Here is a 26,329-nt window from a genome sequence, read left to right as displayed (position 1 = left end):
CTTAGTGTTTCAGCTACTTTTGGAAACAATGCTGTTTCTTGTGTACCACCTGAATAACAATTGATATTTGGGATATTATAATAAGCAGCAGCAAATTGTGCCCATATCTGTGCTAAATGACTTCGACGTGAATTGTGCGAGCAAATGAAATTGAGATTTATTGTCTGCTTATCATTGACTTTCTCTTGAATGTAAAAAACTAAAGGTTGTAAAACTACTTTTCTGTCTTCACAAATTTCTTGATTCAGAACATCATTCTGAATAGTGTTAAATAATTGTTTTTGCATTAGTTTAAAATTGAATAATTAAGTAGCCTAGTATGGAACCCAATAATACAATGAAAGCACTATTGATTTTTTTGAATTGAAAAACTATTACAGCACTAATCAACGCAATAACAATAGTTCTCCAATCGGTAATAGTTTCTTTCCCCATAACTATACATACTGATAGGATAATTGCTACAGACGCTACATTGACCCCATTTAAAAAAGTACTAAATGAATCATTGTTTCTTATAAACTTCATTAAAGGATGTATCAATGCAACCAAAATAAATGAGGGTAGAAAAATGGCTAAAGTAGATACAATAGCACCCGAAAGTCCGTTGATTTGATATCCAATAAAAGTTACAGATGAAAAAACAGGTCCTGGAGTAAATTGTCCAACCGCAATTGCGTCCATCAGTTGTATTCGCGTGAGTAATCCTTTATCTACCAACTCGGTATCTAAGAAAGCAAACAAAACGTAGCCACTTCCGTATAAAATTGATCCTATTTTTAAAAATGTCCAAAATAAGGATTGGTTTATCGTCGACAGAAACGATCCATTAAATAAAGGAAATAAAGCTAAAGGAACAAAGCTTTTCATGGAGTGAAGTTGGCGAAATTTTTTTTCTAAAAGCATAAAAAAGCCAGCTCCAACTAATAAAAAAATTTCATTGATACCTAAAAGTGATAAGACTAATACAGCAATTGCTAAAACACCTAGGTAAACATTCTTTATCGCTTTTAAAAACAATGGATAAACGGCACCAATTATAATTGCAATAATGGCAGGTTTTATTCCATATAAAAAAGGTGAAACCTCTGGGATTTGTCCGTACTTCTGATAGAAATAGGCGAAAATTCCGGTAATCAAAACTGCTGGAAATATGAAACATAGACCGGCAACTAATAGACCTTTCCATCCACCTTTATCATAACCGATATGAATTGCCATTTCAGTGCTATTAGGCCCAGGAATGAGGTTGGTAGCACCTAATAAATCTAAAAAATGCTGATCACTCATCCATTGCCGTTTCACGACCACTTCTCTTTGCATCATAGCAATATGAGCTGCAGGGCCACCAAATCCAATTACACCGAGTTTAAAAAATAATTTCGCAATTTCCTTAATTTGTATCTTTTGATCCATATTGATTTTTATAGACAAAAATATAATATTAGCAACATCCAGAATTAGGTGTGCAACAAGAAGATTTTTCTTCTATTACTCTAAATTTATTTTCAGTTGCAACGGGAATACCGCAAGCATCTTCGGCTAAACAAGCTGTTTTTTTATTTTTTAAAATGAAATGTTTTCCATTAAATTCAAGATCGTATTTACCAATTGTAGTCGACTGATATTCTACTTCGATTTCGGCATCTTCAATTCCTAATTTATTTTCGGATAAGCGAATAATGTTTAATAATTTACCTGGTTTTAAACGATGTTCGTAATCATCAGCATTCCATAGTTGAAAGTTTACTACTTTTTCATTTCTAATAACTCCACCACAATCAATAAATTTCTTTGTGATTTCTCCCACTTCTGTAACGTGGAAATGCTCTGGCACGAAAGTAGCATCCTCTAATTGAAATTCAACATTTTCTAATGTTGGTAAGATTTCTTTGATTTCTGAAAGTTTCATATTCTTATATTATTTATTAATCGTAATATTACGATGGTTTATTTCAAAAAAAACGCCTTAACAGCATTTCTCTATTTTGACATTTTGATTGAAAAAGTTAGAAAATTCATTTTGAATTGCAGCCCAAACCTTTTCATCAATACAATAACAAACCGATTTTCCTTCGATGGAACCTTGAATAATTCCGATACTTTTTAATTCTTTTAAATGTTGAGAAATGGTGGCTTGTGCCAAACCTAATTCATCCACCAAATCCGTACAGATACACGCATTTTGTTTGATGATATGCTGAATAATAGCCACACGAGCAGGATGTCCTAATACCTTGAATAAAGTAGCTAGTTTATTTTGTTCGTCAGTGAAGATTTCCGATTTAGTTGTTCCCATCATTGAATTATTATCATTGCAATATTACGATATAATATTTGATGAAACAATAGTATATAATTAAGAATTACTACTTATATCCATAGATTAGAATGGACAAAACTTCAATTTATCCGAAACCTAAAAGCCGTTTTATTGTAGACATAAAAAAAGCTCGGCTATAAAAACCGAGCTGAATATTTTTTTATAGTGCACCAAATGAGCTTGTCGAGTGAGGCACTTTGTAGTGCAAATATACAAATAATTTGATAAGTAGTATATTTTAATCTAAATATTTTATTCTATCCTTAATCACTGATGCTAATACAGTATCTTTCTTTCTAGTTTCAAAAAAGTCTTTAATTTCATCTTGGAAATCTTGATAGCGATTCACTGAAATATTTTCAATAAAAAAACCTATTATTTTTATCGATGTATCTAAAGAATTTCTATCGCCTTTATTAAAGTTTATTTGAGGTATTGTACTAACACTTTTAGGCAATGAATAATCAAATAATACACCACTATGCGCACAAATATTACGAATTAATCTAACTGAATTTAAAAGCAAATTGAACTTATTTAAATGCTTAATATTATATTTATCACAAACTCTCTGTCTGACTTCCTCATCTTTAATATTATTAAAAATCGTTATTATCGAACCAAAAGTTAAATACTCAAATACTTTCCAGCAAGGTGCATAATCTCCACTTGTAGGTTTTTCGTGATGTTTTTTTAAAGCTAAATTTTCTGTTTTGAATTTTTCAGTATAAATCTTCTCTTTAAAATCCTTTACATATTCTTCACTCATTATATTTTCATCTACGTACCAATATGGATTATCTTTATATTTCATTGATACATAGTAAATCAACTTTGTTCTAAAATTAATTTCAATACGATTAATGTATTTTAATAGTAAATATTTTAAGTCAATATCTAGATAATATAGATTGACAATATCTGAAATTTTAATATTTTGATCGAATTCATTTTTGTTTTTATCATAATAGTAATAACAATAAAATCCTAATCTATAATATCCTATATCCAATAGTATTTCTTTAAGCTTACTTTCTTCGTAACAGCTTATATTTAACTTTCTATCTTTAAATTTTTGTATTTGGTCATTAATACTATTGACAATATTTCCCATTATTTTTCACAATCATTTAGTTGGAGATTAAATCTATAAATATACAAGATATTATTTCTTTGTCAGTAAATTACATTTACAAAAACCACAGGTTGTTTTTTCCGAAGTCGGGTAATTTGTCGCCTTCGAAGTGTGGGAATATTTGTGCTACCATTTCTGGGTATTTGATGGTTACAGGTAAGTTTTGTTGCTTTACCGATTTCCAATACATTCTGCTGAATTGATAGACTTGGTCTATTAATTCTTTTACGTTGTTGACGTTCTCTAAATAGTCTTTGTCTGTACAGTATAATGCTAATTTTACTGGAAACGGATATGCTATTGGTTTGCCTTCTACTGAATATCTTGTGTTGTTGTACAAAAGGTATTTGAGTTTGCTTATTTGCAATATCGTACCACTTATTGGCATTAATTCTGTTGAATTGGTATCAAATGCTACATAATCTGATGATTCTGTTTTGTTGATGGAAATGATAATGATTGGAATATTTAAGTTTAACCGTTTTAATGTTTGCTGTATTGGGTCTAGTTCATCCTTTCCTAATGGTTTGTAATAATGAATGATTAATCGTTGGGCTTGGTTGTTATTATCTACGACAAATTTTAGCACTTGTTTTTCTATTGCACCTGCTATTAAATCTATTTCGTTATTTCTGAAACAATCAAATCCTTTGAATTCTCCTTTGTTATTAAAACAGAATGCACTGCCTACATAACGTGTGTTGAATTGAGCCGATTTAAAAGCTCCTACACCAATGATTAATTCTTGCTTTAGCTCTCTATCCAAACGCCAAGGAATACCGTCTATTTTGGCTAATAAAGCAGGTGTAATATTCTCTAAGAATGCTCCGAAATAATTGTTTTTGATGCTTTCTTTATAGATCACTTGTGAGGAAATATCTTGTTTTAATAACTCCTCTTTGATTTGGTAATACAACTGTACATCTTGCTCGGATTCTTTATGAACAGGACTTACATAGATGGCTACATAACGTGTATTGGGTTCTTTTTTGAAATGTATGAGATGTTGCTTTAATTCTACTAAAGCTGTATTGATATTGGTGTATGCCAAGCTGGTATCTTTATCCATATGGAATGGTTGACAAATATGTGTGGCCAATGGTGGAAAAAATGTTTTATAACCTTCGGTAAAATAAGTGTATAAAGGTTTTACATATTCTTGTCTATCAGGCTGATGATATATAAAAAAGAACTTCACGTGTTGATGTGGGCTTGGTTGATAAGGCCCAAACTTTTTGATGCCGATTTTTGGATCTATTTCTTTGTCTTTGCCAAACCTTAAATTATTGGAATGGTAATGCGTAGCATATACCTTTTCGGCTGGTATTGGGTAAAAGTTATCTGATGGATTTATAAAACTTAATGTGCTGTTGTTTACATATTTCTTCTTAAAATCATTGATTAACTGATAATAGGTTTTGTATCTGTTGGTTGATTTATCAATCGTATGTTCTATTCCTAAAATGTTTTTTAGTCCGATGTTTAGCACTGGATATACTTCTTCCAAATGTAATTTTGCTTCGTTATGTAGTTTATCGAAACTTAAAATCTCGTTTCTGAATATTACTTTTTTGAAATGATGGGTTGGAATATTAAATGTGTTGATGGATTGTGTAGCTACCTTAGATACGCCATCATACGCTATTAATAACGCTAAGTTATTGATGAGGTATGAATATTCTATTTTTAACGTGTATTTATCGTAAGTGGTGTACTCTGTTTTAGATAGTTGGGTGTTCTTCATCCAAACTTCGATGTCTTTTACAAAGTTTAGTTTTACCGCATCTACCAATGGCGAAATATAACGCAATAGCTGTTGCGTATAATAATGCTTCGCAAATTTGGTTGATTTGGATAAATCTATGGTTGTGGTGAATGCAGCATCTTGCCCAATTTCAAAGGAAGTATAGTAGTATTGACTTGTTATCTCCTCTTTGTGATTGTCCCAAATTTCGCAAGGTAATTCGCTTCTGTGTAATGGATATGAACCTTCGAACTTCTCTGTATAAAAGCTACATTGTAAAGTAGCGTTATTGATTTCTAATGGTATTAGGTTTATCGTTAGTTGCTGCATATTTCATCGTAATTAATTAGAGTTATCGGTACTGAATGTATACAACTAACTTACAATATTTTAGGGAAATAAAAAAGGAGCAAATTTTTGCTCCTTTTAGAAATATTTATACTAATAATTTTTACTAAAAATCAAATACGGTTCCGAATACTCATCCCAGATAAATGAATTTAATTCTGCGTTGAATTTTAATGATTCTTTGTATAAATCTATGCTTAGGGAAGATGTACAATGAAATTGTTTATTTACTTCATATAAACCCTGCTTTGGTCTATGAAGAATGTTTGCTTCAATAAACATTGGTATAACGCTATATAATCCAATTTCAGTGGCTCTATTTCCACCATATACATTGGAAATGCTTTTAGAAATCGTTTCTGTATTGACTAGGTCTTGTACCGCTAAATATTTACCGAATGTTCGTAATACGTCAAATGAAAACGGGAACGATGCATTCAATAAAGCAATTAATATTAAATTTCGATCATCTTTTCTTTTCAAAACATTTAAAATCTCTTCTTTATGTTGATCTACATAAGGTACTAAGGGATTTTTTAAAATTATTTTATTGATGATTCGTAATGACTTTTTAATTCTATTCTCTCCTGTAAAATCAAGGTGTAATTGTTCTAAGATATATTGCTCATCATACTCCCCACCAAGATAGCTCTGTAATGCAACATGCAAAGCATCTAAAGGTATACGTTGATTGATATCTATGGATTTACTCTTCATTATTTTTAATTTCTATAAATGGAATAAGCACTTCTAAAACATGTGCTCCTCCATGAGTTACTAAAGTATCCTTGTTAGAGAAACTAAGGTTATTTTTGAAATAGAGCGCGTTTTCTTCAGATACTACAAAATTTATAAGTTCTGGGTTATTATTGAATAGTTCATCTTTTAACCAGGTATCTGTATATTCAATATGTCGTTCGCTTCGACTACCTGATTTATTGGTACCTAATTTTTCCTTCCCTACTAATGATCTCCAAGATTTAGCTTCTATATTGCCGTGATCGGTTGTCAAAAATACTTTAAAATTGTTTTTTATTAATAGTTCTATGTCATTAAATAGTGACGTTTTCTCTATCCAATTCATTGTCAAATCATATAAATCCTTATAATCATCGGAACTGTGCATTTTATCGTCTAACTCTTTATATACAACCGCAATTTTAGAATAGTTTAGGTTATTTTCTTCTAAGCTTTCACTATGAAAATAGGTGATTTGATGCTTAGGAATTCCCTTTGATATCCAATAGTTCTCCCACATTTTTCTTTCATTTGCAGGAGCCTGTTTATATTCCACTAAAGGATTAGATCCTCTGAAAATTGCTTGTCTTGAAAGTTGTGTAATAGAAGGAATCCACGAATAAATGGTTTGCTCAGTAGCTTCAACATCTAACTTTTCTTTCAGCAATACATATTGCCAATAGGCTAATCCATCGACTACAATTAATGCTATTTTGTCCTTTATATAATTAAAAGCTAAATGATCTAAAACTTTAGATACTATTTTAGGTTTCTTTACAGCACTCGAATTTTTAATGTGCTTATAATTCACTTCCAATTCTACTTGGAAAGATTCATTTACTTCTGTAATTAGTTCGGCATACTTATTTAAAGTTCCCTTTTTGATAGTTCTTTTGATTAACTCAGCTATATCACGTGCAATGGTATTCCAATTAATGGGTGTATCTGCTAGTGTTTCTTTAATAATTTCAACTAATTGATTTTCTTGTTCGTCCTCGTTTTCTATGAGGCTTTCTGAACGTAATTTTTCAATTAATTTTACAGTATCTGCTTTATTTAATGGAATAAAAACCTCTTGTTTGAAAATTTTATTCAATAATTTTATATCTAAATCCTTTATAGATGGTACATGTAAAAAATTGAAATAATGCTCTAAAGACCATATTAATGCAGAAGAATTTGCTGTAATATCTGGTAAAAAACCATTATTATCTTCACTGATCAAAACACAATATTCTTCCTCATTTCTCAATTCATATTGGATGCGTAACTCTAAATTGGTTCCACATACTACTTCAATACCAAAATTCTTTAAAGCAGCAATGATATCTTTACGTTTTAAAAATCCATCAGAATTTTCGACACGAAGAACTTTTGAATGATAAGATTTTAAATCCTTTGCGATTTGGTATATGAAATTATTCTCCATCTATGCGTATTGTCATCAATAATTTAGAACCAGGAATAACATTACGATATTCTTTCATTTTTGATAACCAGTTGTTGTGTTCTTGGTCTAAACGTTTTAGTTTAGATTCTCTAATGTTTTCAATTCCTATTTTCTCAATTCTTCTTTTTTGTACGTTGTAAGCGTTTTCTTTATTTTTTAATTTTTTATCCAAATTTTCAATCAATTCCGCTTCTAATTTTTTGAATGTTTCGTATAATACCTCATTCACTTTATTTTGGATATCTTGCCAATTCTCAGGGTGTAAAGTAGATTGAAACGAAAAATTATCGTTTAAGCCCATTAATCTTGACCAAATATCGTTGGCATAAGCCGTATATTGTTTGCCATTATCTGCCACAAAACAACTGATGTAATCTAACTTTTGATCTAACTGATTTTTAGCGCTTACTTGCCATAAACTCCAATAACCAGAAGTTTCATCTGATTCTTTCGACTTTACAACAGGAATGCCTTTCTCGATAGAAAATTCAGAAAGTTGATTTAATAAACTTCTTACAGTGTCATGCTGTAAGGTAATATGCTCTACATCTGGATTATTTAAAGCTACTTCTGGATCAAAAGTAATTTTCTTCTTTTGCCCATTTTCACCTAAAATAGCATAACCTAAAGTCGTTGTAGTATAAGAAGTACCTTTAATTTGCGCATAAGTGGTATATAAATTTTCTAACCAAATAGGCAATGGACTGTGTTTTACATCCGCTGCTTTTTTATACTCAATTTCTTCTTCTTGAACTAAAGGTAAAATACCTTCTGTAGATTTAAACTCTTTTAATTTACTTTTAATCTCATGAATCCATTTATCACTTGCAAAATCAAATCGTTCCGGGTTTAATAAACTTTGTAAATACAATTGATTGACCTTTTTCATATCAATTGCTGAATCCAATACATCCGATGATTTATCAATTCCAAATTGTTCTAAAATATTGGTAAGCTTCTCTTCAATTACCTCATAAACTCTTTGGTCTACACTGTTGTTGGTTAGTAAATTAAAGGCTTGTACAGGATGTTTTTGTCCGATACGGTCTACACGACCAATACGTTGTTCGATCATCATGGGATTCCAAGGTAAATCGTAATTGAAAATCACGTGGCAAAATTGCATGTTCAACGATTCCCCCGCAGCATCTGTTGCTATAAGAATTTGTTTATCTGCTTTAAAAGAAACCAGCGCCCGTTTACGTTCATCTAAATCTTGGCCTCCGTTTATAAATGCCACTTGATATCCTTTTTTAGAAAAGATATCCACTAACATTTTTTGAGTCGTTCTAAATTCTGTAAACACCAAAATCTTAAGGTTGGTGTCGTTTTTTTCCTGTTGTAAGGCTTCAAATTTCTTTAATAGCGCTTCTGCTTTGGCATCAATTTCTGTTGCCAAACATTCTTTTGCTTGAGCGATTAATTGAACTAAAATCGCTTCTTCATCTTCTAAACCTTCTGAAGCATTAAAATAGATTCCTTCAAAATCTAAGTCGATTAATTCTTCTTCAGTAGCCGTTTCATAATCATCAGACCATTCGTTATCTGCCTCTAACAAATTATTTTGCAAACGGTATAATCGCTTTTCCATTGCGGATAGAATGGCTAAAGTAGAACTGCTTACCAAACGTTGGAAAAGAATCATAATTAAACCTGTTGCTTTATTCTTAGTACGTTTAGCAGTATTGAAACCTTTGATGACATATTGGGTTACCGCTTGGTACAATGCCATTTGTTTGGCATGTTTGTTTATATCCAGCAACACATCCAATTTGTAGGTGAACCGTTCGTTAAACAATTTATTTCCTTCGTAATCGACTGCATTTCTTTTTTCTGTACGGATTACATATTGTTCTAATTCTGAAATTTCCGGTAAACCATCACCAGCAAAGGCATCTGGATCTAATAATTGTAAAATACGTCTGAAATGATCTGCTTTCCCTCTATGTGGTGTTGCCGTTAATAACAAAACATTTGGTACAGCATTGCACAATTCTTGCGCCAATACATACCTTGAAACTAAGGCATTGGCTCCACCCATTTTGTGTGCTTCGTCTATAATCACCAAATCGAAATCGGCATTCAGAACCGCATCCATACGGTAACGGTTGTATTCGTCTATGCGTTCTTGTGTCCAGCCTTGTCTACGGTCTAATGGTTTTAACGCATCGGTAGAAACAATGACTTGGTGGTGTTGACGCCAAAAGTTAAACTCTTCATCGGCGTTGATGTTTGAAAAAGTACGTGCTAAAGAAGTAATCATTTCTGAATCGTAGATATGGAAAACCTCGTTAAAATGCTCTTTTAACTCGGCTTGCCATTGCAGCATAGAGGATTTGGGAACGATAACCAATACCCGTTTGATTTCGCCTCTTAGTTTTAATTCCTTCAGGATTAGTCCTGTTTCGATGGTTTTTCCCATTCCCACTTCGTCTGCCAGCATGAAACGATTTTGTTCGGCTTGCATTACTTTCTCTAACACTAAGATTTGATGTGGCAAAGGCACCAAACTGCTTTCGTAAGGTGCAAGGATATTTTTCTTGGCTACCTCATCTTTTATCTTAGCCGCCAAAGCCACATAACGAATATGTGGCAGGTGGATGGTTTGCTCGTCTTCTTGTAGTTCTTGAAAAGGAACTTCTATGAATGTATTATTTTCTAAAAGACGTATCCAGGCAATTTTATGCCCGAATACCTCTTTTGTTCCTATGAGTTCGCAGGGTTGGTTTTGATACAGCATCGTAGAATTTAGATTTTTGCAGAAGCAATATCGTAGAATTGTAATAAGACCTCGTCTTCCATTAATAAATTATTTGGAATACGATCGCCTATGGTTACTATCGTTTTAAAATCTTTATCTTGGTAGCATTGTTTAAACCCTACACGTAGGGCTTCTACACGTACTTCTTTTAGCTTACCTTTTGGTTTGGCCGCTTCCGTTTTATAGTCTTCGAATATTTTTAATAAACGTTTCTCTCTTAATTGTTGTTTTTGAGCGGCGTTATGAATATCCGGAACATACCATTTCCCCGTATCGTCTTTTAAGAAGTTTTCTTCTAATATTTGGCGCATCTCTGGTAAGCTATCTCCTTTGCGCATATTACCCGCTACTTCGCGCATCCATAATGGATGTAAGTCTTGTTCTGTTTTCGGTTCTTTCTCTAACAATTGGCGTAACCAATAAACGGCATCTTGCTCTGAACCGACAAATAAACTCATTTGGATAAACTCTGGAACTTCTGCTTTCTTGCGCTCGTATTCTTCTACTTGTTCTTGCGTAAAGTACATGCCATCGCGCTCTACAAAACGTTCTTTTAAGCCTTCTTGGAATTTACCTGCATCGATAGGTACAGGCAATGAACGTTGTACATAAAACGCAATTAAACGGTCGAATAAAATTTTTGCACTACGCTCTACAACCGCTGTAGTGGCATTGTCTTTTACCAAATGAATTGGTAAGTGCGACAAATGCTCTTCTACAAAATCCCATACGCCCATTGGTGAATGTTGCGATGCTTGAAATTTGGTATCGAATTCTGATGAAGGTTTATAACATGAGATAACTAAATCTTGTTTTACTGCAGTAGTAGTATTTACAGCTTGAAATGTACCTTGTTTTTTATCTAACGCTGCAACATTAGCAATTACAAAACCTGAATTTGTTATTGCTAACTGAATACCATTCCAAATAGAAGCTTTAGTATTTGAAAAAACAACTGTCATCCAATTACCTGGTTTTAAAACCCTAAAATAATCTTTGAATGAACTAGTTACTAAATCATTATATACAAATTCGTTTTTGTTTTTAACTTTATCAACAATTGCTTCTGTTTTAGTTTCAGTAAATACTTTATACCAACTTTCGGTAAAAAAATTTAAATCTGAGTAATATATATTTTCCCCAAAAGGAGGGTCTGTAAATATATAATCTATTGAATTTGTATTTATTTGAGACAATACTGCTGAATTAGTACTCAATATTGAAAAAGAGTCGATATAATCAATAAATGCTGTAGTGATTTTTCTTATTTTATTTTTATAAGCTACAAATGGATTAGGTTCAGAACACATCATCGGAATGTAAAACACTCCTGTCATTGGATTATATGGAAATGAAACATTTGGTCTATATCTATTTCTATACGATAAATTAACAAAATGGCTATCTAACCAATAACGAATAATTTCTTTTATCCTTTTATCTTCAATTTTATTTGCTTCATTCCACATATAAGAAATTATATACAAAATTCTCTTAGTAAAAAACTGATGTGTAAATTCAATTTTTGACGATTTCATCCTACCTACACGCATCATTTGCATATCAGGAATTTCATAAGTTGACCTAAAATCAATTGATAATTGATTAATTTTATCAATTAATTCAATATCTCTAGAATCTGGTTTCTTATAGTGTTTTTTTGATTTTTTCTTATAACAGATTAATACAACTTCTCGTTTAGGATTTTCTACTACATTTTTAAGTACATTATCAAATACTGTTTCATACTGAGGAACTAGCTTTCTTTTATCAACTTGAGAATTACATTTTGGACAAAGTATTTCTTCTTTTAAATTATAAGATTCATCAAATGCAATTTGTGAAAAAATTAAATCCCCATCACATGACGAGCAAGTTGAAATTTCACTCCAAACAAAATATTCTACATCATACAATTTATTATCTATTGGATCAACTGTTTGAAACATCCATTCGAACTCTTTAATAGTTTTATTTAATATTCTATTAGCATGATTCTCGAATTCTTTAACATTGAAACTTGATGAATTATTATACGATAGATGAGTTGCAGCAGGGGAGATATCAGATATAATTGAATTTCTTTTTCCTAATTTACTAATAACATTATTATTTGATAAAACATTTCCCTTTTGAACGTCGAAGCCAAGTTGTTTTACTTCATTCTCACTAGATAAATTATTTGATGCAACACCAGTCATACCCGATCCACCAAAACCATCATACACTATATCACCTGGTTGAGTATAATGCAATAAATAACGCATAATTGCTTTAGGTGGTACTTTAGTATGATAAGAATGTGCATTGTAAAGTGGATCATTTTTCCCTTCACTTACATCGGCAGCATATGGCTCTGACACTTCAAAATCAGGTACCCGTTTGCCTTCTTTTTCTAATTGTTTTTTTTCCTCTTCCCATTCTGCAATAAAATCGTTGATCCAAGGATTGGGGCAAGCGGTATAAAATGGAGGATCGGATAAGTTGATGATGTCCTCATCGTCCCCTATTGGGAAACCTTCTATCTCTTTTAATTCTGGTAATTTTTTGCGTAACTCTTCACGGAAATACGCACGTCTTTCTTCGTCGTTGGCAAATGTTTTGCCTAAGACGGTTACTGGACCATTGTTATGTTGATCTTCTTTTTGGAATAAATCTAATGTCATGTGTAAGAATTGGGTTATTGGTTATTCGTTAGCATCTTCATTGGAGAAACTACAGGAATGATGATGTTATGGATGCCTTGGTTGGCTAATTTTTCGAAAAGAATACCTCTTGTCGTAGAAAGCGCAATGCCTAAAATGGTTGCAATAATGGTTGCAGAAAATTTAGGTAATCCTTTTTCGTTGATGGTATAAAAATCTTCTAAATTTTCGATAAGAAAATGATACTCCATGTCTAATTGCAATAATTGCTCTTCCGAATCATTTCGGAATGAGCAACTCATGTCTAATTTTAGCCTTTTATCTTCTAAATTGTGCATTAAACGATGTGCAATGTTCAGTTTATGATCGACTGTATTTTTAAAAGCTTGCGTATTGATATTAAACTCACGAATTTCCAAGTGAAATAAGTGAATCAAATCTGCATCTATTTTTAGTTTATTTTCCATGTTACAAGGCAATTTCGTATGCTTGATCTGCATAAGATTCTTGGTAATCGTTTACCTTTTGTGCATAGTCTTCCGCACCTTTGATCGTACCCAAATACACGTATTCGTATTGTTTGATTGGCTCGGTATGTACTAAACAGATACCTAACGCTTGCTCCATTTTGATGATGCTTTTTAGCGTTAAGTTGTGCATACCCGAAAGCCATTTAGATACTTCGGATGGCGTTTTATCCATTGCTTTTGCTAAGTCTTGGGATTTCCATCCTTTAGCTTCCATTGCAACACGTACTTTTTCGGTAATTGCTAAGTTTTTCTCAACGAACTTATCAATTTCTGGATCACCGTATTGGTCTAACCAATCTGAAATATTATGATTTGACTTTTTCATGCGCTCTGTTTTATATTAATCCCATTGAAGTAAAAAATCATCATCTACTTCTATTTCTGTATAATCATTAATCCAACGAATTTCTTTATTTTGAAATGCTACGTCTATTAATTCAGTCAATTTATTTGCCATTTTAAAATGTGATCTAACATTCTCACATTCTTGCGCTTTCTCCGCCGTTTTAATGTCTCCATTAAATAGAAAAACTACATATTCATTAGCTCTCAAGCAGTATAACCTTAGATTATTTGGTTTATTTTCCTCAGTACCTGTTTCCTCATTGTATTCCACATAAACCGGTTCTTTGTTTACACCTTGAGGAGGTAAAGCGGATGCATGGGCTGTTTCTGCTTCGTTTCTAAAATATTGTTCTTGAGCACCAATTTTATCACCAATGACTTTAATCCAAGCTAAAATATGTTTTAATTTTTCTTTATTTTCATCGGTATGTTTATCCACAAAAGCATCGAACAATGCAATACCATCATTCACAGCAACTGTATAATAAGTTACCTTACGATATGTGTTTACCCAAATTATTTCTGCAAAGTTATTCACTTATAAGTTAATTAGCAAGTAAAATTCACTTTAAAGTGAATTTTACTTCATGATGATTCTGATTTTATCTCTCTCTTTCCCTTTTGCAAGACCATCTACATAAGCTTTAAACTTTTCGATGGCTTCGTCTGGCGTTAATGGTTTTGTAAAGGACGATTTTAATTCATCAAAGCCAATCTCTACCTTCTCTAACCCTTTATGCAAATTGGTAATGGCATTGCGGATACTTAACGCATTCGACTTAGAAAGTTGTACCGCACCTGATTTGAATTGGTTTAGAATCTCTTGTTCCGTCTCATCTAATAAACTGATTTTCTTCTTCACCATTGGATCTTCTAAAATTTCCAATAACGATTGATTCCATTGTTCAAGAATATCCGATAGGTCTTGTTTTAATTGCTTTACAGATGTCTCTTTAACATTGATGTACTCATGCGGATTGAAATCATGAAAAGGAACATTCAGCACAGCTTCTTTATTGACTTTGCTATCTGCTACTTGTAATTTATTAATTTGCTCCATCCATTTAAAGTATGGAGAAGACGAAATATAATCTGCCTCTTTTAAGATTTGAACGATTGAGTGTTCATCCGAATCTAAAATGGCCATTTTATCGGTATGTTCTCTTTGACTGATTCTACATTTTAAATACTGCTCCAAATACCAATTGGCATACTTTTCTTTTAAAGCAGAAAGCTCTTGTTTGTATTGTACTAAAGCTGCTTTGTCATTTTCTTGAACAATCTGAGGCAATTTATTTAAATGCTCGTTTACTTCGTTCTTTAAACTTTCCTCTGTAATGTATTGCTTAGCTTGTTGTAGATAAGAAACTTCTTGATCCAAATCAGTGATTTGATTTAATAATTTTTGTACTTCAAGCACTTGCTCTTTATAAGGCATTAAGCGTGTAATTTCTTCTGTAGAAAAAGCAAAGTTTTTCATTTTTGCTTCAGAAGTATAGTTTTGTAGCTTGTCGCAAAATCCGCTGAATGCTGTAAAGTTTTGACGGTATTTAGAAGCTTGTTCTGGACTTATGATTTCAATACCTTTATATACATACCCATTCTGAATTTTATTTAATAAAGCAACGGTTTTTTTCGCTAAATCCGAAGAAGCTTGTACTAAATGAGTGTAAGTTGATGGATCACTTAAATGTCCGCTTAAATCTCGTCCTACAATCCCAATAAACATTTCTTTAATTGCAGCAAGATTTAAACCTTTTGGTCTTTTTACATGCGTAAAGCTCCAAAAATCTTCTTTTTGGATGGTTTTTAAATCGTTTAAGTTTGTTGAATTGATCACTTTATCCGAATGTAATGTAATTTCTAATTCGCCTAAAGCGGCTAAAGTAGCCAAGACCACAAATTCTAATTCAGCTTCAATTTTAAAATCTTTCGATAACCATAAATCAACGCTCTTTTCTACGAACTCAATGATTTCATCCCGATTTAAAACCTTATCGTCTCCTTTATCTTTTAATAACTTTACGATAGATTGAGCATAAGGTGAGTGGCTATAATCTAAACGACCAGGCACCCATAAACCAAGACCTGCTAAAAGACCTTCAGCCTCTCTGTCCGCACGTTCAGGATTGGCAATTTTAGTTAAAGCTTGCTTTATTAATTTATCGTAATTGTCTTTAGTTATTGGCGTATTTAATTGACTAAACTTAGGAAAGTTTGGTCTTTCGTCGTTAAACCAAGGCTCAAAAACAATAGAAGCCACCGTAGAAAAAATTTGCTCTTTAGAAGCACCTTGCCCCGGTAAAGGATAGCCGTTAAGTGGTAACACTTTACCTTGGTATTCTACTTGTGTAATTTGAACGAACTCTTGGTTAAAAATATCTCTCGCTTTTTTGTTTAATTCATCAATTTTTTGACGGTAAATTGGTTTTTGCGAACTATCTGCTCTTACTTCTAGCGCTAAAGCTGCACCATATAAAGTGATGTACTCTTTAAATTCTTTCGAAATATTATCGAAAGTAAAATAGATTTCATCCTCTTCGTTATTTTTGATTTTTTTAGTATCATCAAAAATTGGCATAAAATACATATAGAAATGTTGGCGCGGATGTGTCGTTGATTTCTCATTTGGATTACCAAAAAAGATGTATCCTTCGCGATAGATTTTATGCGACTGCCATTCGATTGCATGAGGCCAAATTTTAAACCCTGTTCTGTACGTATCATAATCAAGTGGAAGGTTTACTTCTAAGAATTTAAAGAAGTATTCATCCTTTTGATTATCAGACATTGTTGCTGCATAATCTTTGATTTTCTGATCGAAATTTATTCCCCCTTCAATTCTAAGGTGAAACTCTCCGTTGTCATTATTCTTATCGAAATATTGACCAGAAGTTGCTGTAATGATTTGGTTGGCTGCAGAATCAATAATATCGATTAAGAAATCTCTATCAAAAGCATTTTTATCCGTTAAGCATAAATCATCTACCAATAACTCGGTATTGGTACCATTTTGCTTTTGTAATTCGTGTTGAATAATTTTAATAGCACAAGCATTGGTAATTCTTGTTGCAATATCTTTTTTAGAACCTCTAACCCCAGTGAAGTAGGTTTCGATTTTATCGTAAACCGTATCAGTTACTTCCTTCACTTTTCTGATATCTGGCTCAGACATCATAGATTGATCATTCGAGATATCTTTCCAGTATTGATCATAGGTCAATAAACCAGGATTATCCGATGGTATCTCTTGATCTAATATATCTTTGAATTGATTGGATAATGTTTTTAAAATTTCACGTTGACTTTTACCAATTCTAATTTTTTCGAAATTTTCGAAATAACTTGGGTGTACAGGGAACAAATCTATATAATGCTCTGTACGGGCATTCATATCCGTAAAGAATGGTAAAAATTTATCCAAGTGTTTCTTAATCTTTTGTTTTTGATGTTCGTCTTTACGTAATAAACGATTTTTTACAATGAAAGACACATCATCTTTTGTGATTAAAATATCTTTGTATCGATCATTTACCTTTTGTAACATTTCTGATTGAAACTGAAACTCTGGAGAATGATAAATCATTTCTTGTACCCCGAAAATGAACTTAAATTTTGACTTATCACAAGCTTGCCCTAACGCTTGAAGAACTGCTAAGTCTTGATTCAAATCTTGTGATCCTGAACGGCCTTTAAGGTAAGCAAGCATCTCATCTATTACGATAAGAAGTCCTTTATCTGGGAACTTCTCTTCGTATTCTGCCATCATCAGCTGAAGCTTTTCTAAAAATGATTTAGCTCCAAGACTCTCAAAAGAAAATGATACCCCAATTGATTCTAAATACTCCTCTAATTTGTATGTTACAATCTCCCATAAGGAAATTGTATGTCCTAATTCAAATCGTAGAACATTAAATTTACCTGCAATCTTTTTTAGTTCGTTTTTAGCTTTTTCGTCCTGTACTAATTCTACTAAGGATTCATCTTCAGCAATCAAAGAAACTAAAGACATGGTATGTGATTTACCGGTACCGTAGTTACCTACAACTTGTAAACCGAAGCTTTCTTCTGTATATTCTAAATCTAGATTGCGGACCATCAAAGGAATAAGTATATCTTTGAAGGTAGATGAGAAAACGAATGTTTTTACAAGATTCTGTTGGTATGCTGATTCATTAGTTCTGTTGAACTTAACAACTTCTGTTATGGGTTCAAAACTAATTAGTTCATTGTATTTCATATTACGATGTGGCTTATGTTATTTAAGTCTATTTTATGGTTATCATTTTTTGTTAGGAAATAAAGTTGATTGGTATCAATTTCTCCTTCCCATTTTAATATCAATGTATTGTTTTGAGAATAATCTGATAAAAATTTTTCTACGTTAAATTTCAATTCAGGTTCAAGGAGTAATCCGATATTTTCAATTGCAATTGTTTCACCGAATTCCTTATGCTGAGTTTTGTTTTTTACTATAATATCATCAAGTAATTGATTGATTTTGAAAACTATTTTTTTCTTATCCAAATTACTTAATTCCAATGCTAATAATTTCCCAATATCCATCCAATTTATTTCTTTCAGATTGAAATGGTTCTTACTAATTATCAACCGATTTCTAGGATATGAATTTAAAAAACTAACTATTTTATCTTTACAAGTATTCATGGAGGATAATAGAAAATGTTAAAATTCAAATATATTAAAAATGGAAATAGTAAACTAAACTTTTTCATAACATCCTGTTTTAATTTTTGACAATAATTTGGGTACAGAATTTTTAAGAAAATCATCTACTGAACGTTCTGATAGACTGTGTTTTGCACCTAATTCTATTGCTTCTTTACGCTGGAATGATTGTGGTAATGCTTCGTAAAAAGCTTTTTTGTTATTGCCCATTTTGTAGGTAATCGGTTCTGACTGACTTGCTAGATTATTGAACATTAAGATGCTATGATTTAGATATACATTTATCAATTCTAATGCTGCTAAAAAATCTTCATCTGTACAAACCACCACTTCTGAACAATCGCCATTTTCCACTTTGCGCAAGGCAGTAAAAATCATACAGAAACGATACAATACTAATCCTAAACGGAAAACAATACTTGAGGTATCATCACTATTGAATAATACGGTATTGGTTAATAGTTTACTGAAAACTACATTTAATTGTTGCCATTGATCGGGCGTTAATTGTACTTCGGTAGGGTGTTGGTCTAGAAAATCATATACCTGTAACACATCGTTGGATAACTTTTCGAAATGATCGTTGAAAATAATTCCTCCTTTTTTAGGTGATGGGTCTTGCCATATAATTTCATTTTTGAAGGCATAGAACATAAACCTACTAAACAAACCATCTTCTGCTGATTGAATTAATTTGGGCACTTGTGCGGGAGTACCTGATAATGAAACGGCTAATTGAGGATTCGGAATTTCTAATAATTCATTATTGGTTTTACGAGCTGCTGAAATTTTTTCGTGATGAAAAGCTGCTCTCATAATATGCGAGTAATTTCCCCAGTCTTGTTTGTTTGCACCACTCATTGCATCGGCTTCTGTTTCGCAAATGATGCCTTTACCATCGTTGTCTTGAAGCATTTTCATCATCATTGCTTGGCTGGTATCGGCAGGTAGAAACAATAAATTGAATTTTGGCTCAACAGGTTTTTCGGGAATAGCATCGTCTTTTTTGCGTTTGGCTAATAGTGTTTTGTATTCTGCATTTTCTATTTCGAATGCTTTTTTAGCTTCGTTCGATTTATTCACAAAACGTTCGTGTATTTTATCGCCTAAACGTTTGGCATTTTTAAGCACACCTTTTCCACTTGCTGCAGGAGCAATAATGAATGAGAACAAATGCGGGTACACTCTTTCTTGATGGTAGATACCTGTAACATTGGGTAAACAACCACTTAAAATAGTTAGTCCAGCTGTAAGAAATACATCACGTTTGCGTTCGTTATCCTTAAACGCTTCGCAACCCTCAATTAATAATTCGGGTAAATAATTGACGATATGAGCAGGAATTGTGGGTGTGGTTTTAAGATAATCTACCTCATCATACACTGGTTCTTTATCAGGTGGACTGTCTTTTTGCAAGTTTACAAAGTTTGCAGTATTTGCAAATGTACCAAACTCGTGTGCTTGATTTCTGTATGCACTTTCAATAGATTTGATGAATTCTTTTTGATTTTCGTGATGAAAGTTTTGCAAAATGAATTGTTCTGCATCTAACTGATTTATGCCTTTACGGTTTAAATTACACGCTAACTGATATACATAGTTGTTGCGATTGCCTTTTTCGAATTGGATAATCTTATTTGTAAATTCTACGCAATATTGAAATACATCATCTGCATTACTACTCGTCATTTGTACCGATTGATTGACAACTTTTTCTTTAGCTTCAGTATTGACAGCAAATATTGTAGCTAATGGATTATAATATGCGTTTTCATCAAACGATACAAAACACAATCTTGTAACATCTTTACACTTAGGATCAGCATTAATACTTAATTGCTTTTCGTAATATTCTTGTACTTGTTTGTATGCTAAGTCGTGGTGTTGTACTAGGCTATCTACTTGAATAAATACTTTTAAACCATTACCACTTGGACTTCTGAAACAAGCTAAGGTATACGAAATAGATGCGGTTTGTGTAGTAATTTGAATTAAATCTTCTTCATCAATTTTATCAAAATCTAAATGAATGATTTGATTGTATTCTTGAATAAACTCTTTCTTTCTGCCACCAGAATAGGTTGCTGATGGCGTGAAAGCTAAAAGGTTCTTTTTTAATTCATCGGCTCTTTCGGGTTTTCCCATTCCAATAGCCATACGAATGGTGTTTACATCTTCTTGGTATGTACCTGTTTTGATGTTTGAGATTAAATCCTGTAATGTAATGGTTTGTACAGGATTATTGAAGTTTTGGAAAATTGATACTCTAGTCATTGTTAATAGATTTAAGGTTAATGGAATTGTTAGCTGGAATTTTACTACGTTGCAATAGCTCTAAGATGTCGGCTAAAGTGTAGTAGATTTTATTGCCTACTTGTGAATAGGTAATAATGTTTTCGGTTCGCCAATAAGCGGCAGTACGTTTGCTAATATTCATAATCTGGAGAAACTCCTGATTATCGTAAAAGACTTGGTCGGGTTCGGTACGTTGTTTCTTTTTAACCTCGATAGATAATTGATCTAAACGATCCATAATCTGTTGAACCTCTTCTTCGGAAAATCTATAAAAGCTCATCATTATTTACGTTTGTTTTTGATTAAATAATTAGCTGCAGCTGTTTCGATGTCTTCCGTAGTTTCTTGCCTGTTACGCATTAACCATTGGTCTATTTCGGTACGATTGAAATAGAGTTTTTTCCCTTGTGGACAAAAATGTGGAATTTGCTTTTGAGAAGTTAGTTTGTAAAGGTGTGAAGAACTTATGTCTAAATACTTACACACATCGTTAAACGTTAATACTTCTTTTTGCAATAAATTTTGCTCCTCAATTTTACCTTCTAATTGAGCAAGCTTTTCTAGGATTAAATTTTCTGAACTCATAACGCTATATTTTAATGTTATGAGTCAAAATTCTAGAGAAATAAAAGGGTAAAAAGTAAGATAGTAACGTCTTACTAAGACATCTTACTCATCTTACTGTTTTTATTTATAATTGTTTGATAATTCTATCAATGGTATCTTGTTCTTTAGGATAATTGCTGTTGTTTTTATATAAATTATTCCTTTTTAATAGTGTGCCTTTTTTAGAATAAAACAAATTGGTTTTCTCGATACTTGTAGGTGTAAGGTTATGAAAATGTGATTTTAATTTATCAACGATATAAGCAAATTGAGTGGTTTCGCAATCTAAATGAATTTGTGGCGCACCAATTTTTAAATCTTTAGAGGTAAGCACACTTAATAAATCATCTGATGAGGTTTTATCTTCATTTAAAAGATATACCTCTCTATTTAAAGCCATTATTACAGATTTAAGACTTTCTTTATTTCCATTGAAGCCAAAAGATAGTTTGTCTGATTTTTCGAGTTTAAAGTCATCAATCTGAAGTATAGCATTTTTAGCCTCTTGGAATGTTGGTGTGGTAGTATCCGTTTCGAAAGATTCGAAATGATCGTGAAGCAATTCAGAGAATATCTCGTATTGCTCTGTTTTTATTTGATTGGTATAGGAAGGATAAAGTAATTCGACTTCCTTTAGTAAACGAACGATACATTTAACCAATAGGTCGATTACATAATCTGTTAATTTATCCGTAGGATATAAACTCTTGTCTGTGCCAATTCTTAAAAGTAAATCTTTACAAGATTTTATAACATTTTGGATTAATTCCTTTTTGTTGGTTTCGTTAATGTCTTTATTGAAGCAATAGTAAATTCTGTTACTGATTCGTGTCGTTTCATTCTGTAATAAGTAATAATAGAATTTACTTGTAGCAGAAAATGGTTCTTGCAACTGAATATTAATCATTGGCTTTTTGATTGTATACTCTACCTCTGTATCTGGTTGAGTTTCATACACCTCTAATCCATCTTCATCGTACAATTCACGATAAGTCGGTAAAAGCTCTTTCAAGGCTTCGTAAAATGTTGAAGGATCAGCTGGATTGACAAAGTCTGGATTTAGATTTTGTCTAAAAAACTTTTCGTTCGCATCGTCTTGTTGCCAAGGTTTTAAAACTCCATAAAGGATATTTCTATATACAATCAAATCCATAATTAAAGGTTCAGTTTTATTTTGTTAGCGGCTTCAATCTTTTTCTCATTAATAACCTTAGTGTATATTTCGGTTGTGGATAGGTTTTTATGTCCTAACAACTTCGATACGGTGTAAATATCAGTACCCAGCGTTAATTGTAATGTAGCGTAAGTATGTCTTGCACAATGGAATGTAATGTGCTTTTTGATACCTGCATCGGTCATCCAATCTTTTAATAAGGTTTTGTTCCAATTGCCATATTTAAACCCTGTAAACACGTTATCTTTTGGATTACCTTCTTCGCCTAAAAATGTTCGAGCATCTTCGGAAATAGGTTGCATTTCTGCACCGTTGGTTTTCTGTTGTTTGAAGCGTAAGAAATTACCTAACTGTTCTGAATATTGTACCTCTGACCATTTTAGCTTTTCAATATCTGACCAACGCAATCCTGTAAGGCACGAGAATAAAAACATACGTTTTAGTGTTTCATTCTTACAAGGTGTATGCACTAAAGTTTGAACTTCTTCTAAAGATAAAAATTCTCTTTGAACTTCATCTTGTGGAAATGGTTGAACTTGTTCGGCTGGATTGTATGTTAGCAATCCTTCTTTTAATGCTTGCTTTAATGCGGCTCTAACTTTATTGAAATAAGAGTATTTTGTATTTAAAGATATAGGTTCACCTGTTTTAGTAATGGCTACGTTATCTAAATAATCTTTGAAACCTTCTAACCAGTCTTTGTCTAATCGTTCAAATGAAACACCTTTTGGATCGTACGCTTGTAAATGTTTTTTGGTACTATCCCAATTGCCATAATTACCTACGCTGGCTTTCTTCTTTTCTGTTAGTGCTTCAAAGTATGTTAAGAAATTTCCTTTTTGCTTTTCCTTATCTCTAAAACCATAAATTTGATTTTGTGCTTCTAAGTGTCTTTTGCTTCTGATACTTTCTGCTAACTCTAAGATTTTTTTATTTTCATCTTTTTGGGCTTTAGTCAAACTTCCTTTTTCTGGTTCAGGTGTTAGGTACAAACCTAAATATTCGTATTCACGTTTGCCTTTGTCGTAATAGTCAAGGTACAAGGTTATTTTGTTGCCCTTTTTGCGTTGTCTTAAAGATACTTTCATAATTCATCATTTAAAAAGATTATCGATTTCGGTACGTTTTATTATTGTTCTTCTCCCAATTTTAGAGGCTTTTAATTCGTTACGATTAATCATTCTTTGAATTGTCCAACGACTAGCACCTAAAAGAATAGCGGCTTCTTGTACGCTTAGGAATTCTTTATCTCTAAGATTGATAAAGTTGGTTGTTTGGATTGGGAGTTTTTGTAGGGTTTGCAAACTTTGCAAGGTTTCGGGATTTGCAGAACTTGCATTTTGAATTTGCTCACTTAATGTGGCTCTTATTTTTTCTTCTTTCTTGATTTGCTTATAGTGTCTAGAATTGCACTTGTGGCTACAATAGCGAGTAGTGGTGGTTTGGGCAACAAAGGCTTGTCCACAGAATTGGCAGAATTTTGGTATTTTGATGTTCGTACTCATAATGTTGCTAATTGTAGCACAAAGTAGCTTGATGTAGCTAGTTGGTGCATCATTTCTCCATACTATAATTTTGATGTGCTTTGGGCAACAAACTTGATGCTTGGGCAACAACTGTACATCAAATTTAATCAAAATAAAGCAATTAGGCAACAAAAAAGAGCAACATAGTTGCTCTTAAATATAACATTTATAGGTAGTTAACAAACAAAAGAAAGATAACTACTTCCCGATACAAAATTTACCAAATATGGTCCCTAAAATATCCTGATCCACATCAATTTCACCTGTGATATGTCCCAAATAAGTCAAAGCTTCACGGATATCCATGGCTAACAAATCTCCAGGAAGTCCCATGTCCATACCTTGTTTGATCTTTCCAATTTGAGAAAGTGTATTTTGCAACGCTTCTAAATGACGAGAGTTAGTAACGATTGTGTCATCCTGATTTGTTCCTTTTAATTTAATCTGATGAATCAGATTTTCTTTCAATGCATCAATATTAAACTGATCTTTTGCCGAGATTTCTAAATGAACAACATCTTTAAATTCTTGTTTGATAGCTGCTGAGATAGCCGATTCGTTATTCGTTACATCAATTTTATTCGCAACATTAAACAAGATTTTTCCTCTACGTTGCAAGTCATCCAATTGATTGGCAATTTGGTTATCAGCAGTAATATTGGCATCATACAAATAGATAATAATCGAAGCGTTGTCTATTTTTTCAAAGGTTTTTTCGATTCCAATACGTTCTATCGTATCTCCTGCTTCACGAATACCAGCTGTGTCAATAAAACGGAACCCAACGCCGTCGATGTAAATAGTTTCTTCTATCGTATCACGTGTTGTTCCTTCAATATCCGAAACAATGGCGCGTTCTTCGTTTAATAATGCATTTAATAAAGTAGATTTCCCTGCATTTGGCGCACCAACAATAGCTACTGGTACTCCATTTTTGATAACATTTCCAAAAGCAAAAGAATCAGCTAAACGTTTTAAGATGGATTGTAATTTATTCAATAAATCATAAAATTGTGTACGATCTGCAAATTCAACATCTTCTTCAGAAAAATCCAATTCTAATTCCATCAAAGCTGCAAAATTGATCATTTGTTCTCTTAAATCTTTGATTTGATTAGAGAATCCTCCACGCATTTGTTTGATAGCAATTTCGTGCGAAGCCTTAGAATCCGAAGAAATAAGATCAGCAACAGCTTCTGCTTGTGTTAAATCCATTTTACCATTCCAAAAGGCTCTGAAAGTATATTCACCTGGATTGGCATTTCGAATGCCTATTTTATTTAAAAGCTCTAATACTTTTTGTTGTATATAAATTGATCCATGTGTCGAAATTTCTACTACATCTTCGCCTGTATACGAATATGGATTCTTAAAAATAGAAAATAAGGCTTCGTCAACAATGGTATCTCCATTCATCACATAACCCAAATGTATGGTATGCGATTCGGCATCATTCAAAGATTTAGTGGCATTAAATTTTGATTGATAAATCTGAGCAACTTTAGAAATTGATTCTGGTCCAGAAATACGAATAACCGCTATAGCGCCCATTCCATTGGCAGTTGCCAATGCACAAATTGTATCGTTGTTTAGCATAAGGCAAATTTACAACATAATAAGTTGTTGGAAAATTATAATTTATATGATAATTTTTTAAAATGTAAAAATATTTACTGTTAATATATTAATACTTAAAAAGGGATGTTTTTTAACCTGAACTAATTACTGCTACATCTGATGCTATTGGGAAAGAATTTGAGGATCATGAAATTAAAATTTTTAGTCAAATGGTTTTAATCCTATGATTCTAAATTATCATCAACTTATAAAAAATTAGATTTTGATAGATAATTGGCACACTTTTAGTATTTCTTTTAGAAATTGGAATTTATAATGTCATCAAAGAAAAATTATGCTACAAAAAGAGGTTTTGGAATTGGTAATTTTAGAATTAAATTTGTAGATGTACTTATTGTAATATCTATTTTGGTATTACTTGTAGTAGTATTTAAATAAAAAA

The 26,329-nt window shown here is 32.2% G+C and carries 21 protein-coding genes and 1 pseudogene; all 22 read right to left on the bottom strand.

Features of this window, described 5'->3' with window-relative positions:
• Window positions 1–287 (bottom strand): annotated as a pseudogene (locus N5E64_RS12395) (protein-tyrosine-phosphatase); the annotation flags it as partial.
• Between the two features lie 4 nt (window positions 288–291).
• A complete protein-coding gene (chrA, locus tag N5E64_RS12390) occupies window positions 292–1,416 on the bottom strand; it encodes a chromate efflux transporter (RefSeq protein WP_125350836.1) in 1,125 nt (374 codons plus the stop codon).
• A 28-nt stretch (window positions 1,417–1,444) separates the two neighbouring features.
• Window positions 1,445–1,912, bottom strand: coding sequence for a DUF6428 family protein (locus tag N5E64_RS12385; protein WP_280037789.1), 468 nt, complete (start codon window positions 1,910–1,912; stop codon window positions 1,445–1,447).
• Between the two features lie 57 nt (window positions 1,913–1,969).
• On the bottom strand, window positions 1,970–2,299 hold the full coding sequence (locus N5E64_RS12380) for a metalloregulator ArsR/SmtB family transcription factor (RefSeq protein WP_280037791.1): 330 nt from the start codon (window positions 2,297–2,299) through the stop codon (window positions 1,970–1,972).
• 262 nt (window positions 2,300–2,561) lie between these two features.
• The gene (locus N5E64_RS12375) at window positions 2,562–3,437 is read right to left on the bottom strand and encodes an Abi family protein (protein ID WP_280037788.1); all 876 of its coding nucleotides are present in this window, start codon (window positions 3,435–3,437) and stop codon (window positions 2,562–2,564) included.
• Window positions 3,438–3,513: 76 nt separating this feature from the next.
• Window positions 3,514–5,532 (bottom strand): Piwi domain-containing protein, encoded by a 2,019-nt coding sequence (locus tag N5E64_RS12370; RefSeq protein ID WP_280037786.1) that lies wholly within the window; start codon window positions 5,530–5,532, stop codon window positions 3,514–3,516.
• A gap of 111 nt (window positions 5,533–5,643) precedes the next feature.
• Complete coding sequence (locus N5E64_RS12365; RefSeq protein WP_280037785.1) at window positions 5,644–6,267, bottom strand: hypothetical protein; 624 nt, start codon at window positions 6,265–6,267, stop codon at window positions 5,644–5,646.
• Window positions 6,257–7,717: a PglZ domain-containing protein gene (locus N5E64_RS12360; protein WP_280037784.1), complete on the bottom strand. Its 1,461-nt coding sequence runs from the start codon at window positions 7,715–7,717 to the stop codon at window positions 6,257–6,259. Before N5E64_RS12360 ends, N5E64_RS12365 begins: the two co-directional genes overlap by 11 nt.
• Window positions 7,707–10,478, bottom strand: a complete 2,772-nt coding sequence (locus tag N5E64_RS12355; RefSeq protein WP_280037783.1) for a helicase-related protein — start codon at window positions 10,476–10,478, stop codon at window positions 7,707–7,709. The genes N5E64_RS12360 and N5E64_RS12355 overlap by 11 nt, the downstream gene beginning before the upstream one ends.
• An 8-nt stretch (window positions 10,479–10,486) precedes the next feature.
• Window positions 10,487–13,165, bottom strand: a complete 2,679-nt coding sequence (locus N5E64_RS12350) for a DNA methyltransferase (protein WP_280037782.1) — start codon at window positions 13,163–13,165, stop codon at window positions 10,487–10,489.
• Between the two features lie 14 nt (window positions 13,166–13,179).
• Window positions 13,180–13,611, bottom strand: coding sequence for a hypothetical protein (locus N5E64_RS12345; protein ID WP_280037780.1), 432 nt, complete (start codon window positions 13,609–13,611; stop codon window positions 13,180–13,182).
• A 1-nt stretch (window position 13,612) separates the two neighbouring features.
• Window positions 13,613–13,999: a helix-turn-helix transcriptional regulator gene (locus N5E64_RS12340; protein WP_280037778.1), complete on the bottom strand. Its 387-nt coding sequence runs from the start codon at window positions 13,997–13,999 to the stop codon at window positions 13,613–13,615.
• A 15-nt stretch (window positions 14,000–14,014) separates the two neighbouring features.
• The gene (locus N5E64_RS12335; protein WP_280037777.1) at window positions 14,015–14,557 is read right to left on the bottom strand and encodes a hypothetical protein; all 543 of its coding nucleotides are present in this window, start codon (window positions 14,555–14,557) and stop codon (window positions 14,015–14,017) included.
• A gap of 42 nt (window positions 14,558–14,599) precedes the next feature.
• Window positions 14,600–18,259: a DUF6079 family protein gene (locus N5E64_RS12330; RefSeq protein ID WP_280037776.1), complete on the bottom strand. Its 3,660-nt coding sequence runs from the start codon at window positions 18,257–18,259 to the stop codon at window positions 14,600–14,602.
• A complete protein-coding gene (locus tag N5E64_RS12325) occupies window positions 18,256–18,585 on the bottom strand; it encodes a hypothetical protein (protein WP_280037775.1) in 330 nt (109 codons plus the stop codon). The genes N5E64_RS12330 and N5E64_RS12325 overlap by 4 nt, the downstream gene beginning before the upstream one ends.
• A 156-nt stretch (window positions 18,586–18,741) precedes the next feature.
• Window positions 18,742–20,982, bottom strand: a complete 2,241-nt coding sequence (locus N5E64_RS12320) for a DUF3987 domain-containing protein (protein WP_280037773.1) — start codon at window positions 20,980–20,982, stop codon at window positions 18,742–18,744.
• The gene (locus N5E64_RS12315; protein ID WP_280037771.1) at window positions 20,975–21,286 is read right to left on the bottom strand and encodes a helix-turn-helix domain-containing protein; all 312 of its coding nucleotides are present in this window, start codon (window positions 21,284–21,286) and stop codon (window positions 20,975–20,977) included. The genes N5E64_RS12320 and N5E64_RS12315 overlap by 8 nt, the downstream gene beginning before the upstream one ends.
• Complete coding sequence (locus N5E64_RS12310) at window positions 21,286–21,588, bottom strand: helix-turn-helix domain-containing protein (protein ID WP_125350790.1); 303 nt, start codon at window positions 21,586–21,588, stop codon at window positions 21,286–21,288. The genes N5E64_RS12315 and N5E64_RS12310 overlap by 1 nt, the downstream gene beginning before the upstream one ends.
• 106 nt (window positions 21,589–21,694) lie before the next feature.
• Window positions 21,695–22,762: a DUF6617 family protein gene (locus tag N5E64_RS12305; protein WP_280037770.1), complete on the bottom strand. Its 1,068-nt coding sequence runs from the start codon at window positions 22,760–22,762 to the stop codon at window positions 21,695–21,697.
• A 2-nt stretch (window positions 22,763–22,764) separates the two neighbouring features.
• Window positions 22,765–23,871, bottom strand: a complete 1,107-nt coding sequence (locus N5E64_RS12300; RefSeq protein ID WP_280037769.1) for a site-specific integrase — start codon at window positions 23,869–23,871, stop codon at window positions 22,765–22,767.
• A 6-nt stretch (window positions 23,872–23,877) separates the two neighbouring features.
• Window positions 23,878–24,288, bottom strand: coding sequence for an excisionase family DNA-binding protein (locus tag N5E64_RS12295; protein WP_280037767.1), 411 nt, complete (start codon window positions 24,286–24,288; stop codon window positions 23,878–23,880).
• A 219-nt stretch (window positions 24,289–24,507) separates the two neighbouring features.
• Complete coding sequence (gene mnmE / locus N5E64_RS12290; protein ID WP_280037765.1) at window positions 24,508–25,905, bottom strand: tRNA uridine-5-carboxymethylaminomethyl(34) synthesis GTPase MnmE; 1,398 nt, start codon at window positions 25,903–25,905, stop codon at window positions 24,508–24,510.
• Window positions 25,906–26,329: the final 424 nt, after the last annotated feature.

Origin of the sequence: Empedobacter sp. GD03739 (assembly GCF_029843245.1) — a bacterium.
GTDB classification, from domain to species: Bacteria; Bacteroidota; Bacteroidia; order Flavobacteriales; family Weeksellaceae; genus Empedobacter; species Empedobacter falsenii_B.
This window is presented reverse-complemented; position numbering and strand designations above follow the sequence as displayed.

Excerpts from the sequence above, each read along its gene's own strand:
- N5E64_RS12305 (WP_280037770.1), bottom strand. The coding sequence starts at position 22,762 with ATGGATTTGATTGTATATAGAAATATCCTTTATGGAGTTTTAAAACCT.
- N5E64_RS12365 (WP_280037785.1), bottom strand. The coding sequence starts at position 6,267 with ATGAAGAGTAAATCCATAGATATCAATCAACGTATACCTTTAGATGCT.
- N5E64_RS12375 (WP_280037788.1), bottom strand. The coding sequence starts at position 3,437 with ATGGGAAATATTGTCAATAGTATTAATGACCAAATACAAAAATTTAAA.
- N5E64_RS12310 (WP_125350790.1), bottom strand. The coding sequence starts at position 21,588 with ATGAGTTCAGAAAATTTAATCCTAGAAAAGCTTGCTCAATTAGAAGGT.
- N5E64_RS12355 (WP_280037783.1), bottom strand. The coding sequence starts at position 10,478 with ATGCTGTATCAAAACCAACCCTGCGAACTCATAGGAACAAAAGAGGTA.
- N5E64_RS12320 (WP_280037773.1), bottom strand. The coding sequence starts at position 20,982 with ATGACTAGAGTATCAATTTTCCAAAACTTCAATAATCCTGTACAAACC.
- N5E64_RS12295 (WP_280037767.1), bottom strand. The coding sequence starts at position 24,288 with ATGAGTACGAACATCAAAATACCAAAATTCTGCCAATTCTGTGGACAA.
- mnmE (WP_280037765.1), bottom strand. The coding sequence starts at position 25,905 with ATGCTAAACAACGATACAATTTGTGCATTGGCAACTGCCAATGGAATG.
- N5E64_RS12340 (WP_280037778.1), bottom strand. The coding sequence starts at position 13,999 with ATGAAAAAGTCAAATCATAATATTTCAGATTGGTTAGACCAATACGGT.
- N5E64_RS12315 (WP_280037771.1), bottom strand. The coding sequence starts at position 21,286 with ATGATGAGCTTTTATAGATTTTCCGAAGAAGAGGTTCAACAGATTATG.
- N5E64_RS12380 (WP_280037791.1), bottom strand. The coding sequence starts at position 2,299 with ATGGGAACAACTAAATCGGAAATCTTCACTGACGAACAAAATAAACTA.
- N5E64_RS12385 (WP_280037789.1), bottom strand. The coding sequence starts at position 1,912 with ATGAAACTTTCAGAAATCAAAGAAATCTTACCAACATTAGAAAATGTT.
- N5E64_RS12350 (WP_280037782.1), bottom strand. The coding sequence starts at position 13,165 with ATGACATTAGATTTATTCCAAAAAGAAGATCAACATAACAATGGTCCA.
- N5E64_RS12300 (WP_280037769.1), bottom strand. The coding sequence starts at position 23,871 with ATGAAAGTATCTTTAAGACAACGCAAAAAGGGCAACAAAATAACCTTG.
- N5E64_RS12370 (WP_280037786.1), bottom strand. The coding sequence starts at position 5,532 with ATGCAGCAACTAACGATAAACCTAATACCATTAGAAATCAATAACGCT.
- N5E64_RS12330 (WP_280037776.1), bottom strand. The coding sequence starts at position 18,259 with ATGAAATACAATGAACTAATTAGTTTTGAACCCATAACAGAAGTTGTT.
- N5E64_RS12345 (WP_280037780.1), bottom strand. The coding sequence starts at position 13,611 with ATGGAAAATAAACTAAAAATAGATGCAGATTTGATTCACTTATTTCAC.
- N5E64_RS12360 (WP_280037784.1), bottom strand. The coding sequence starts at position 7,717 with ATGGAGAATAATTTCATATACCAAATCGCAAAGGATTTAAAATCTTAT.
- chrA (WP_125350836.1), bottom strand. The coding sequence starts at position 1,416 with ATGGATCAAAAGATACAAATTAAGGAAATTGCGAAATTATTTTTTAAA.
- N5E64_RS12325 (WP_280037775.1), bottom strand. The coding sequence starts at position 18,585 with ATGGATATTGGGAAATTATTAGCATTGGAATTAAGTAATTTGGATAAG.